We start from the raw sequence: 13,635 nt of genomic DNA, 5'->3' as shown, positions 1-13,635 counted from the left end.
ACGCCCGGTTACATTCCGAACCCGGAAGCTAAGCCTTTCAGCGCCGATGGTACTGCAGGGGGGACCCTGTGGGAGAGTAGGACGCCGCCGAACAACCCGCCCTTTTAGCTCAGTCGGTAGAGCGTCTCCATGGTAAGGAGAAGGTCAACGGTTCGATTCCGTTAAAGGGCTCAACAGAGAAGGCCCCCGCCATTTGGCGGGGGCCTTTTTGCGTTCCCCAGGCTTTTCCGTACCGGCCTCTCCCGTGGGATCCGCCGCGGGACGAGACCGTCCCGCGGCGGGCGGGCTCACCCGGTGGTGGACGGCCGGGGTGCGGGGTGTTCTCCCGCTCGCTGCTGGGGGACGCGGAAGGCGAGGATGGCCATGTCGTCCGAGGCGGGTTCCGCCGCGAAGCGTTCCACCGCGCGCAGGATACGGGCGGCGACCGCGCCGGCCGTGAGGCCCGTACACGTGGTGAGGACCTCGGCGAGGCCGTCGTCGCCCAGCATGCGTGCGCCCTCGCGGCGTTCGGTCACGCCGTCCGTGACGCAGAGCAGGACGTCGCCCGGGTCCAGGGTGAGGGTCTGCTCGTACAGTTCCAGGTCGTCCATGACGCCGAGCAGCGGCTGGGGTTCCGCGGCGGGGATGACCTCGCCGTCCGGGCGCAGCCGTAGCGGGAGCGGGTGGCCGGCGCAGACGACCTTCATCAGGGCGCTGCCGTCCGCCTGGGGGTGGAGCTCGCCGTACAGGAGGGTGAGGAAGCGGCTGCGGGCGCCCTCGTCGAGGATCGCGGCGTTGAGCCGCTCCAGCACCGCCGGGCCGCCGAGGCCTTCCCGGGCGAGCAGGCGCAGGGCGTGCCGGGCGAGGCCCGTGACGGCTGCCGCCTCGGGGCCCGTACCGCAGACGTCGCCGATGGCGAAGCCGTAGACGCCGGGGCGGATGGGGAAGACGTCGTAGAAGTCGCCGCCCACCTCGTTGCCCTCGCCGGCCGCCCGGTAGATGACCTCGACCTCCATGCCGGGGATGGCGGGGGAGCCGGGCGGCAGGAGGCTGCGCTGGAGGGAGCGGCTGATGGCGGTGCGCTCGGAATAGAGGCGCGCGTTGTCCAGGGCCAGGGCGGCTCGGCGGGAGAGGTCGTCGGCGAGTTCGAGGATCTCCTGGCGGAAGTGCTCCTCGGACGGTTTGCCGAGCGTGAGCATGCCGATGACGCGGTTGCGTGCCAGGAGGGGGAGGACGACGGTCTCGCCGCCGACGGCGCGGGCGGATTCCGGCCAGGGGCGGGCGCCGGCCTCGCGCAGGGGTTCGGGCGGGCTGACCCGGGAAAGCAGGTCCTTGAGCCCGTCGATGCGTTCCTCGTCCTCGTGCAGTACGTAGGAGAGGTACGGGTCGGAGGTCTGGTCGGCGATGGTGTAGACGGCGCACCAGGTGGCCAGGGTGGGGACGGTCATCTGCGCCATCAGGGCCAGCGTCTGGTCCCGGTCGAGGGTGCCGGCGAGCAGGTCGGAGGCCTCGACGAGGAAGGACAGGGAGCCGCGGCGCAGGCGTTCCAGCTCGCCGAGGCGGGCGGACTCCACGGCGAGCGCGATCCGGTCCGCGGCGAACTGCAGCCGCAGGGCGTCCTCGTTCGAGTAGCGGCCCGGGTTCTCGGAGGAGACGCCGAGGGAGCCGGTGAGGCGGCCCTCCACCTTGAGGGGGACGGTCACCACGGAGCGCATGCCGGTGGACTCCAGGAGCGGGACGGCTCCGGGAACGGCGACGAGGTCGTCGTGGACGGCGGGCATGCGGGCGGAGCCGTACCGGTTCGTGCCCGCTTCGACGGGCACGCGGGCGAAGCGCTGGCGGGTGGAGGGCAGGCCGGTGGTGGCGCGGACTTCGAGTTCGGTCTCGTCGTCGGTGGCGAGCAGCAGGAAGGCGGCGTCGGCGTCGAGCATGTCGCGGGCCCGCTCGACGGTGCGCTGGAGCAGTCCGTCGAGGTCGTCGGGGGCGGGGGAGCCGATGAACACCTCGAAGGGGTCCACGGGGCGGGCTTCGGTGAGCTGGCCGGGGTCGCCGGAGGGGATGCGTACGGGGGTCTGCAGGAGGGCCCGCTCGTCGTCGTGGACCAGGAGGCAGACGATGGACGGCTCGCCGTGGGCGTCGCGCACCCGCAGGTGCGAGGCGTAGACCGGGATGACGCGGCCGTCGGCGCCGCGGACGCCGTAGCTGCCTTCCCAGCGGGACAGCCGGAGGGCTTCGGCGATGCCGGTTCCGGTGCCGGGGGTCTGGGGCCAGGCGGCGAGTTCGGCGAGGGGGCGGCCGAGGACCTTGTCGGCGGCGTGGCCGAAGATGTGCTCGGCGTCCTCGTTCCAGGCGGAGACGGTGTCGTCGGCGTCGATCTGGACGACGGCGACCCGGACCCGGCTGTCGGCGAGGGGGAGCAGCTGGTCGGGGACGACCGGGCCGGCCGAGCGGGTACCGACCGGACGGTCCGGGAGGTCGAGGCGGAACCACACGTGTTTGTGGGTGGCGGTGTACTCGACCCCCCAGCGGGTGGCGAGCGCGGCGCAGAGCATCAGTCCGCGGCCGTTCTCCCGGTCGGGGTCGGCGTAGGGGCGCTCGCGGGGGTGCTGGAGCGGGAGCTCGCGCTCCGGGTACCGGTCGGCGACCTCGACGCGTACGCCGTCCTCGGTGCGCAGGCACAGGACCTCGGCCTTGGTTCCGGCGTGCACCACGGCATTGGTGACGAGCTCGCTGGTGAGCACTACGGCGTCGTCGACGATGTCCGCGAAGCCCCATCCCTGGAGCGTGTCGCGGACGAACGCGCGGGCACCTGCGACCGAGCGTCCTTGGGGATCGAAACTGGCAGCCGCCCGTGCCGTGATCACAAGTCTCCTTCGACGCGGTTGGACATCGGGTGCCAGGTTACTTACCTTCGCGGTTCGCATGGTGCCGTCGTCGGGGATTCCACCCGGGGAGTGCGGCCGGTGTGCGATGGTGCCGAAGTGTTATGGCCAGGTTCGGCCAGGGTGAAACACTGGGCAGGATGGTCTAGCCGGGCGTTTGACTCGCCGGGTTTCGGTGGAACAGTGGTCGACCCTTTCGGGAGGGACACGGTGGAGTCTGGCGCAGCGGTGCGGCGTACGGGAACGCGCCCGAAGGGCGGGCGGTCCCGGCGGAACGGGACGACGGAGGTCGATACCGCCGCTCTGAACCGTCTGCTCACGGCCCTGGTGTCGATGCGGGACGGGAATTTCCGCAAGCGGCTGACGGTGTCCGGCGAGGGCGTGATGGCGGAGATCGCCGCCGTCTACAACGAGGTCGCCGACCGCAATCTCCACCTGACGGGGGAGCTGTCGCGGGTCCGGCGGATGGTGGGCCGCGAGGGCAAGCTGAGCGAACGGCTGGAAACGGGTGCCTGCGAGGGTTCCTGGGCGGCCGCGATCGATGCCTCGAACCAGCTCGTGGACGATCTCGCCCGGCCGGTGTCCGAGGTGGGCCGGGTGCTGTCGGCGGTCGCCGAGGGTGACCTGGACCAGCGGATGGACCTGCGGACGCAGACGGCCGACGGGGCGGGACATCCGCTGCGCGGGGAGTTCCTGAAGGTCGGGCGGACGGTCAACAACCTGGTCGACCAGCTGTCGGCGTTCACCGACGAGGTGACGCGGGTGGCGCTGGAGGTGGGCACCGAGGGCAAGCTGGGCGGCCAGGCCCAGGTGCGGGGCATGTCCGGGTCCTGGAAGGACCTGACCGACTCCGTCAACACGATGGCGTACCGGCTCACCGCCCAGGTGCGTGACATCGCCCTCGTCACGACGGCGGTGGCGAAGGGCGACCTCTCGCGCAAGGTGACGGTCCACGTGGCCGGCGAGATGCTCCAGCTGAAGAACACCGTGAACACGATGGTGGACCAGCTGTCCTCCTTCTCCTCCGAGGTGACGCGGGTCGCCCGTGAGGTGGGTACGGAGGGTGAGCTGGGCGGCCAGGCGAAGGTGCCCGGGGTCGCCGGCGTGTGGAAGGACCTGACCGACTCCGTCAACACGATGGCGGGCAACCTGACGGCCCAGGTGCGGGGGATCGCACAGGTCACGACGGCCGTCGCCAATGGTGACCTGTCGCAGAAGGTGCGGGTCAGCGCGCGCGGCGAGGTCGCGCAGCTGGCCGAGACGATCAACCAGATGACGGAGACCCTGCGGACCTTCGCGGACGAGGTCACGCGCGTCGCCAGCGAGGTCGGCGCCAAGGGGCTGCTGGGCGGTCAGGCCCAGGTGCCGGGTGCCGCGGGGACGTGGAAGGACCTCACCGATTCGGTGAACACGGTCTTCCGCAACCTGACGACGCAGGTGCGGGACATCGCGCAGGTGACGACGGCGGTGGCCAACGGCGACCTGTCGCAGAAGGTCACGGTCGACGTGGCCGGCGAGATGCTGGAGCTGAAGAACACCGTCAACACGATGGTGGACCAGCTCCAGTCGTTCGGCGCCGAGGTGACCCGGGTGGCCCGCGAGGTCGGCGTGGAGGGCGAGCTGGGCGGCCAGGCCCAGGTGCCCGGCGCGGCCGGTACCTGGAAGGACCTCACCGATTCGGTGAACACCGCCTTCCGCAACCTCACCGGCCAGGTGCGCAACATCGCGCAGGTGACGACGGCGGTGGCCAACGGCGACCTGTCGCAGAAGGTCACGGTGGACGTCTCGGGCGAGATGCTCCAGCTGAAGAACACCGTGAACACGATGGTGGACCAGCTGTCCTCCTTCGCGGACCAGGTCACGCGGATGGCGCGGGACGTGGGTACGGAGGGCCGCCTCGGCGGCCAGGCCCGGGTGGAGGGGGTGTCCGGCACCTGGAAGGAGCTCACCGACTCGGTCAATTTCATGGCCGGGAACCTGACCTCGCAGGTGCGCCAGATCGCCCAGGTGACGACGGCGGTGGCGCGCGGTGACCTGTCGCAGAAGATCGACGTCGATGCCCGGGGCGAGATCCTGGAGCTGAAGAACACCATCAACACGATGGTCGACCAGCTCTCCGCCTTCGCCGAGCAGGTGACCCGCGTCGCCCGGGACGTGGGTACCGAGGGCCGCCTCGGCGGCCAGGCGCAGGTGCCCGGGGTGGCCGGGGTGTGGCGTGACCTGACGGACTCCGTCAACGGCATGGCCGGCAACCTGACCTCGCAGGTCCGCAACATCGCGCAGGTCGCGACGGCGGTGGCGCGCGGTGACCTGTCGCAGAAGATCGACGTCGATGCCCGGGGCGAGATCCTGGAGCTGAAGAACACCCTCAACACGATGGTCGACCAGTTGTCGAACTTCGCCGAGCAGGTGACCCGGGTGGCCCGTGAGGTCGGCACCGAGGGCATCCTGGGCGGTCAGGCCGAGGTGAAGGGCGTCTCCGGCACCTGGAAGGACCTCACGCAGTCCGTCAACTTCATGGCGAACAACCTGACCTCGCAGGTGCGCAACATCGCCGAGGTGACGACCGCGGTCGCGATGGGCGACCTCTCCAAGAAGATCACGGTCGACGCCAAGGGCGAGATCCTGGAGCTGGTGACCACCGTGAACACGATGGTGGACCAGCTGTCGTCGTTCGCGGAGCAGGTGACGCGGGTCGCGCGCGAGGTGGGCACCGAGGGCATCCTCGGCGGTCAGGCGCGGGTCCGCGGGGTGACCGGCATCTGGAAGGACCTCAGCGACAACGTCAACACCATGGCCGGGAACCTGACGGCCCAGGTGCGCGGGATCGCGCAGGTCTCGGCGGCGGTCGCCAACGGCGACCTGACGAAGAAGGTCACCGTCGAGGCGCGCGGCGAGGTCGCGCAGCTCGCCGACACCGTCAACACGATGGTCAAGACCCTGTCGTCGTTCGCGGACGAGGTCACGCGCGTGGCCCGCGAGGTGGGTACGGAAGGCCGGCTCGGCGGTCAGGCGCACGTGCCGGGCGTGTCCGGGACGTGGAAGGACCTCACCGACTCGGTGAACTTCATGGCCTCCAACCTCACCGGCCAGGTGCGGCAGATCGCCATGGTCACGACCGCCATCGCCAAGGGCGACATGACCAAGAAGATCGACATCGATGCGCGCGGCGAGATCCTGGAGCTCAAGACGACCATCAACACGATGGTCGACCAGCTGTCCTCGTTCGCCGACCAGGTGACCCGCGTCGCCCGTGAGGTGGGCACGGAGGGCATCCTCGGCGGCCAGGCACGGGTGCGCGACGTCGACGGCACCTGGCGGGACCTGACCGAGTCCGTGAACGAGATGGCCGGGAACCTGACCCGGCAGGTGCGCGCGATCGCGGCGGTGGCCACCGCGGTGACCCGCGGCGATCTGAACCTCAAGATCGACGTGGACGCGGCGGGCGAGATCCAGGTCCTCCAGGACAACATCAACACGATGATCGCCAACCTGCGCGACACCACTTTGGCCAACAAGGAACAGGACTGGCTGAAGGGCAACCTGGCCCGGATCTCGGCACTCATGCAGGGCCGGCGGGAGCTGGACGACGTGGCCTCGCTGATCATGAGCGAGCTGACCCCGGTGGTCTCGGCGCAGCACGGCGCCTTCTTCCTGGCCCTGCCGGCCGGCGGCAGCACCGAGATCGGCACGGACGGCGGCGCGGACGGTTCGTACGAGCTGCGGATGCGCGGCAGTTACGCGTACGCGGGCGGCCAGATGCCGATCTCCTTCCGCCCCGGCGAGGGACTGATCGGGACGGTCGCCGAGGAGAAGCGCACCATCCTGGTGGAGAACACCCCGCCCGGATACCTCAAGATCTCCTCCGGGCTCGGCGAGGCGCCCCCGGCGCACGTGATCGTGCTGCCGGTGCTGTTCGAGGGGACCGTGCTCGGGGTCATCGAGCTCGCCTCCTTCACCCCCTTCACGCAGATCCAGAAGGACTTCCTCAGCCAGATCGCCGAGATGATCGGTACGAGCGTCAACACCATCAGCGTCAACTCCAAGACGGAGATGCTGCTCAAGCAGTCGCAGGAGATGACCGAGCAGCTGCGCGAGCGCTCCGACGAACTGGAGAACCGGCAGAAGGCGCTGCAGGCAGCCAACGCGGAGCTGGAGGAGAAGGCGGAGCTGCTGGCCCGCCAGAACCGGGACATCGAGGTCAAGAACACCGAGATCGAGGAGGCCCGGCAGGTCCTGGAGGAGCGCGCCGAGCAGCTCGCGGTGTCGATGCGGTACAAGTCCGAGTTCCTGGCGAACATGTCGCACGAGCTGCGCACCCCGCTCAACTCGCTGCTGATCCTGGCCAAGCTGCTGGCGGACAACGCGGACGGCAACCTGTCGCCGAAGCAGGTGGAGTTCGCCGAGACGATCCACGGGGCGGGCTCCGACCTGCTCCAGCTGATCAACGACATCCTCGACCTGTCGAAGGTCGAGGCGGGCAAGATGGACGTCTCGCCGACGCGGATCGCGCTGGTGCAGCTGGTGGACTACGTGGAGGCCACCTTCCGGCCGCTGACGGCGGAGAAGGGCCTGGACTTCTCGGTCCGCGTCTCCCCGGAGCTCCCGGCCACCCTGCACACCGACGAGCAGCGGCTGTTGCAGGTGCTGCGCAACCTGCTGTCGAACGCGGTGAAGTTCACCGACGGCGGCGCCGTGGAGCTGGTGATCCGCCCGGCCGGGGCCGACGTGCCCGCCGCGATCCGGGAGCAGCTGCTGGAGGCGGGTTCGCTGCGGGACGCCGACGCGGACCTGATCGCTTTCTCGGTGACGGACACCGGGATCGGGATCGCGGCGAGCAAGATGCTGGTGATCTTCGAGGCGTTCAAGCAGGCCGACGGGACCACGAGCAGGAAGTACGGCGGTACCGGTCTCGGCCTGTCCATCAGCCGTGAGATCGCCCGGCTGCTCGGCGGGGAGATCCACGCGGCCAGCGAGCCCGGCCGGGGCTCCACCTTCACGCTGTACCTGCCGCTGCACCCGAGCGAGCTGCCGCCGCAGGGGTACGCCCCGCCGACGCCGGGCGGCGCGCGCGGCGAGTACCGCAGGCCGGCCGAGGAGGCCCGGCCGGCGGCTCCGGCGGCGGCCGGCCCCGTAGCGGCGGTCGGGCCGGGGGAGCGCACTGCGGCGCTGCCGCCGGCCGAGGCGGACCGGGCCGGGCAGGGGCAGGGCGGGCCGGCCGCGCTGTTCCGGCGGCGGCGCAAGCCGCTGAGCGACCTGGAGCCGCGTACGGCGGCGCCCGGGCAGCCCGACACGCACGGCGCCGGGGGCGGTTGGGGCGGTGAGCTCGAGGAACTGCCGCCGGTGCCCCGGACGTACGACTTCCACGGCGAGAAGGTGCTCATCGTCGACGACGACGTGCGCAACGTCTTCGCGCTGACCAGCGTGCTGGAACAGCACGGACTGGCCGTGCTGTACGCGGAGAACGGGCGGGAGGGCATCGAAGTCCTGGAGCAGCACGATGATGTGACGGTCGTACTGATGGACATCATGATGCCCGAGATGGACGGGTACGCGACGACCTCGGCGATCCGGCGGATGCCGCAGTTCGCGGGGCTGCCGATCATCGCGCTGACGGCGAAGGCGATGCAGGGGGACCGGGAGAAGGCGATCGACTCGGGTGCTTCCGACTACGTCACCAAGCCGGTGGAACCCGATTATCTGCTGTCGGTGATGGAACAGTGGATGCGCGCGAAATGACCACCGAGCGCGCGTACTGATACCAATTGTTGACTCAGTGTGGCGGAAACGGTGTGGAAGGGCGGGATACGGGGAACCTTCTGCTCTCCCACACCGTTTCTGCTTCGTGCACAGTGACATCTTGGTGACAGGGTGTGGCGATCTCGGGACTGGGGCTACGATGACCGGCACAAGGACGGACGGCGCAAGGATGCCGTCCTCTGGGGCGGGACCCGGCGTACCGGCCGGTGCCAGGAGCCGGGGAGGCCCCATGCCGGGGCGAGGAGGACAGGGCATGGTGCAGAAGGCCAAGATCCTCCTGGTCGACGACAGGCCGGAGAATCTGCTGGCGCTGGAGGCCATCCTCTCCGCGCTCGATCAGACACTGGTCAGGGCGTCGTCGGGAGAGGAAGCGCTCAAGGCGCTGCTGACGGACGATTTCGCGGTCATCCTGCTGGATGTCCAGATGCCGGGCATGGACGGTTTCGAGACGGCCGCGCACATCAAGCGGCGGGAACGGACCCGGGACATCCCGATCATCTTCCTGACCGCGATCAACCACGGTCCGCACCACACCTTCCGCGGCTACGCGGCCGGCGCGGTGGACTACATTTCGAAGCCGTTCGACCCCTGGGTGCTGCGCGCCAAGGTCTCGGTCTTCGTCGAGCTCTACACCAAGAACTGCCAGCTGCGCGAGCAGGCGTCGCTGCTGCGGCTCCAGCTGGAGGGCGGCGGCTCGAACGGGGTGGACGCCGGCAAGGAGACGCCCGGGCTGCTGGCCGAGCTGTCCGCACGGCTCGCGGCGGTCGAGGAGCAGGCGGAGGCGCTGACCAAGCAGCTCGGTGAGGAAGCGGCCGACGCGTCGGTCGTGGCGACCGCCGCCCACCTGGAACGCAAGCTCACCGGCCTGCGCCGGGCGCTGGACGCGCTCGAACCCGGGGCCGGGGGCGGTGCGGCCGTACTGCCGCTCCAGGGTTGAGCGCGCGCCGGGGAGCGCTGCCCGACCCCCGTACGGCCGCTCCCGGCGGGCTCCCTGGCGCGGCGTCAGGTCTGGCGGAGCGTCACCGCCGCCGGGCGACACGAACGGGTGAAGGGGTGGGCACGCGTGTCCACCGGCGTGCGCACCGGTAACCTCGGGCGCATGGCCTCAAGTACGTCCGGCAAGGGTTCCCAGAGCGCGGCGGGCGCCGCGAAGAGCCGCACCGGCCGTACGACGGCGCCGGCGAAGAAAGCGGTTCCCACGCGCAGGCCTCCGGCGAAGAAGGCCGCGGCGGCCAGGCGCGCCCCCGTCAAGAAGGCGCCCGCCAAGCCCGCGCCGTCCCCGACCGGGGGCGTGGTGCGGCTGGTGCGCCTCGTGTGGCTCGGCATCGCCCACGCGGTGGGTTCCGTCTTCCGCAGCGTCGGCCGGGGCGCCAAGAACCTCGACCCCGCCCACCGCAAGGACGGCGTCGCGCTCCTGCTGCTCGCCCTGGCGCTGATCGTCGCCGCCGGAACCTGGTCGAATCTGAGCGGCCCCGTGGGAGACCTGGTCACCATGCTGGTCACCGGTGCCTTCGGGCGCCTGGACCTGCTGGTGCCGATACTGCTCGGCGTGATGGCGGTGCGCTTCATCCGCCACCCCGAGCAGACCGACGCCAACGGCCGGATCGGGATCGGCCTGTCCGCCCTCGTCATCGGCGTGCTGGGGCTCGTGCACATCGCCTGCGGGGCGCCCGGCCGCGGCGAGGGCACCACCGCGATGCAGGACGCGGGCGGGCTCATCGGCTGGGCCGCCTCGAAGCCGCTGATCTTCACCATGGGCTCGCCGCTGGCCGTACCGATGCTGGTCCTGCTCACGGTGTTCGGGCTGCTGGTGGTCACCGCCACCCCCGTGAACGCCATCCCCGAGCGGCTGCGGCGGCTCGGGATCCGGCTCGGACTGATCCAGCCGAACGAATACGACGAGGGCTACGCGGAGGCGGGGAGCGCGGCCCCGCAGGCCCGGCCGGGCCGCCACGACCCGGCGCGCTGGCAGGCCCGGGCCGCGGCCGCCGACCCGGCGGGGGCCGCCGAGGAGGAGGCGCTCGCCCGGCGCCGCAAGCCGCGCCGGAGCGGGACCCGGCCCGCCATGGACCGGGAGATGGACGCCGTCGACGTCGCCGCGGCGGCCGCCGCCGCGCTGGACGGCGTGGTCTACGGCGGGCTGCCGCCCTCGCCGGTGGTCGCCGACCTCACCCACGGGATCACCGCCCGGCGCGCACCCGAGGCGGCCGGTGCCACGACCGCGGTGCCGCCCGCGCGGGAGGAGCCGGCCGCCACGGCCCCCGCCGCCTCGCCCGAGGCCGCCGGGCCGCACGACAGCACCGCCGCGGCCTCCGGCACCCTGTCCGTGCCCGACCTCACCAAGGCCCCGCCGCGCACCGAACCCCTGCCGCCGCGCGCCGAGCAGCTCCAGCTGCGCGGGGACATCACGTACGCGCTGCCCTCGCTGGACCTGCTGGAGCGCGGCGGCCCCGGCAAGACCCGAAGCGCCGCCAACGACGCGGTGGTGGCCTCGCTGACGAACGTGTTCACCGAGTTCAAGGTCGACGCGCAGGTCACCGGCTTCACCCGCGGCCCGACGGTCACCCGCTACGAGGTCACGCTCGGCGCGGCCGTGAAGGTCGAGCGCATCACGGCCCTCGCCAAGAACATCGCGTACGCCGTCGCCTCGCCGGACGTGCGGATCATCAGCCCCATCCCGGGCAAGTCGGCGGTCGGCATCGAGATCCCCAACACCGACCGGGAGATGGTCAACCTCGGTGACGTGCTGCGCCTCGCGGACGCCGCCGAGGACGACCACCCGATGCTGGTGGCGCTCGGCAAGGACGTCGAGGGCGGCTACGTCATGGCCAACCTCGCGAAGATGCCGCACGTCCTGGTCGCCGGCGCGACCGGCTCCGGCAAGTCCTCCTGCATCAACTGCCTGATCACCTCGGTCATGGTCCGGGCCACCCCGGAGGACGTCCGGATGGTCCTCGTCGACCCCAAGCGGGTCGAGCTGACGGCGTACGAGGGCATCCCGCACCTGATCACCCCGATCATCACCAACCCCAAGCGGGCCGCCGAGGCCCTCCAGTGGGTGGTGCGCGAGATGGACCTGCGCTATGACGACCTCGCGGCCTTCGGCTACCGGCACATCGACGACTTCAACCAGGCGATCCGGGACGGCAAGATCACACTGCCGCCGGGCAGCGAGCGGGAGCTGAGCCCGTACCCGTACCTGCTGGTGATCGTCGACGAGCTCGCCGACCTGATGATGGTGGCCCCGCGCGACGTCGAGGACTCGATCGTGCGCATCACCCAGCTGGCCCGCGCGGCCGGCATCCACCTGGTACTCGCCACCCAGCGGCCCTCGGTGGACGTGGTCACCGGCCTGATCAAGGCGAACGTGCCCTCACGGCTCGCGTTCGCCACCTCCTCGCTCGCCGACAGCCGGGTCATCCTCGACCAGCCCGGGGCGGAGAAGCTGATCGGCAAGGGTGACGGACTGTTCCTGCCGATGGGCGCGAACAAGCCGGTCCGCCTCCAGGGCGCGTTCGTCACCGAGGAGGAGATCGCCGGCATCGTGCAGCACTGCAAGGACCAGATGGCGCCCGTCTTCCGCGAGGACGTCACGGTCGGCCAGAAGCAGAAGAAGGAGATCGACGAGGAGATCGGCGACGACCTGGACCTGCTCTGCCAGGCGGCGGAACTGGTGGTCTCCACCCAGTTCGGCTCCACCTCGATGCTCCAGCGCAAGCTCCGCGTCGGCTTCGCGAAGGCCGGCCGTCTCATGGACCTGATGGAATCGCGGGGCGTCGTCGGCCCGAGCGAAGGTTCGAAGGCGCGCGACGTCCTGGTGAAGCCGGACGAGCTCGACGGCGTGCTGGCGGTCATCCGGGGGGACGATCAGCCGTAAGGGTTCGGGGGCAACCGTTTCCCCCGGCCGTGCGTCAAGTTGAGGGAAACGACGGACACCGCGCTCCGGCGCGGGGCCGCCGTACCGCCCTCGCACCACCCGGAGACCCGATAGCCATTCGGATGGCCTAGGGACTCCACCCCTCCGGTTGCTCCACCCTTTCGTCACCCCCCTAGACTGGACAGCCAGCAGGTGGCTACACGCTCGAAAGGCGCCCTCGTGTCCATCGGCAACGCCAACTCCCCCGAAGAAGAGCGGCCTTCGGCCGACGACCGGTCCGAGGACCGCCTCGTCGAACGTACCGTCGAAGGACCGTCCATCGGGACGGCCCTCAAGAAGGCCCGGATCGCCGCCGGGCTCACTGTCGACGAGGTCAGTTCCACCACCCGCGTGCGCATCCCGATCGTGCACGCGATCGAAGAGGACGATTTCACGCGGTGCGGCGGCGACGTCTACGCCCGCGGCCACATCCGTACGCTCGCCCGCGCCGTCCGCCTCGATCCGGCACCCCTGGTCGAGGCCTACGACGCGGCCCACGGCGGCCGGCCGGCGCCCACCCCCGCCGCGCCGATGTTCGACGCGGAACGGATCCGCCCCGAGCGGCAGCGGCCGAACTGGACGGCCGCCATGGTCGCCGCGATTGTCGCCGTCATCGGCTTCGTGGGCTTCACGGCCTTCGGCGGCGACGGCGGCGGCAAGGAGAACCGGCAGCTGGCGGAAGGTTCCGCCGCCTCCGCCGCGCCCAAGCTGCCGGCCGGCAAGCCGGCCGCGCCCCAGCAGCAGCCGAAGCCGCCCAAGCCGGCCCCCTCGGACAGCGCCATCGCCGCCGCGCCCAAGGACCTCGTCACGGTCGTCCTGACGGCCAACGACGGAGAGAGCTGGATCTCCGCGAAGGACCACAGCGGCCGGTCGCTGTTCGACGGCACGCTCGCCCTGGGCGAGTCGAAGACCTTCACCGACAAGGAGTCGATCGACCTCGTACTCGGTGACGCCGGGGTCGTCAAGCTGTTCGTGAACGGCAAGGAGATCAAGGACCAGTTCCAGCCGGGGCAGGTCGAACGGCTCACCTACACCAGGGACGACCCGCGGCAGGGCCAGGCCCAGGCGGGCTGACCAGCGCGGACTGCGAGAATCCGG

At 70.9% G+C, this 13,635-nt stretch carries 5 protein-coding genes, 1 tRNA gene and 1 rRNA gene; 6 read left to right on the top strand and 1 reads right to left on the bottom strand.

All coding sequences use genetic code 11. The features are described from left to right. Together rrf and ACWGH1_RS16245 are read left to right on the top strand one after the other, a co-directional pair. A 5S ribosomal RNA gene (gene rrf, locus ACWGH1_RS16250) occupies positions 1 to 93 on the top strand; the annotation flags it as partial. A 5-nt stretch (positions 94 to 98) separates the two neighbouring features. Next, positions 99 to 171, top strand: a tRNA-Thr gene (locus tag ACWGH1_RS16245). 116 nt (positions 172 to 287) lie between these two features. On the opposite strand, the gene ACWGH1_RS16240 is transcribed toward ACWGH1_RS16245, so the two are convergent. Then, positions 288 to 2,903 (bottom strand): SpoIIE family protein phosphatase, encoded by a 2,616-nt coding sequence (locus tag ACWGH1_RS16240; RefSeq protein WP_453356246.1) that lies wholly within the window; start codon positions 2,901 to 2,903, stop codon positions 288 to 290. Between the two features lie 168 nt (positions 2,904 to 3,071). On the opposite strand from ACWGH1_RS16240, the gene ACWGH1_RS16235 reads away from it, so the two are divergent. The 4 genes from ACWGH1_RS16235 (at position 3,072) to ACWGH1_RS16220 (ending at position 13,611) form a co-directional block, all read left to right on the top strand. Further along, complete coding sequence (locus tag ACWGH1_RS16235) at positions 3,072 to 8,600, top strand: HAMP domain-containing protein (protein WP_453408739.1); 5,529 nt, start codon at positions 3,072 to 3,074, stop codon at positions 8,598 to 8,600. Positions 8,601 to 8,874: 274 nt separating this feature from the next. Then, positions 8,875 to 9,558: a response regulator gene (locus ACWGH1_RS16230; protein ID WP_361318291.1), complete on the top strand. Its 684-nt coding sequence runs from the start codon at positions 8,875 to 8,877 to the stop codon at positions 9,556 to 9,558. 162 nt (positions 9,559 to 9,720) lie between these two features. Beyond that, positions 9,721 to 12,498: a DNA translocase FtsK gene (locus ACWGH1_RS16225; RefSeq protein ID WP_453354354.1), complete on the top strand. Its 2,778-nt coding sequence runs from the start codon at positions 9,721 to 9,723 to the stop codon at positions 12,496 to 12,498. A 219-nt stretch (positions 12,499 to 12,717) separates the two neighbouring features. Next, a complete protein-coding gene (locus ACWGH1_RS16220; RefSeq protein WP_453354353.1) occupies positions 12,718 to 13,611 on the top strand; it encodes a helix-turn-helix domain-containing protein in 894 nt (297 codons plus the stop codon). The last annotated feature ends 24 nt before the right edge of the window (positions 13,612 to 13,635 follow it).

The organism is Streptomyces sp. NPDC054883, from assembly GCF_053610645.1.
The sequence above is the reverse complement of the archived record's forward strand: the minus strand, read 5'-3'. Positions and strand labels throughout refer to the sequence as shown.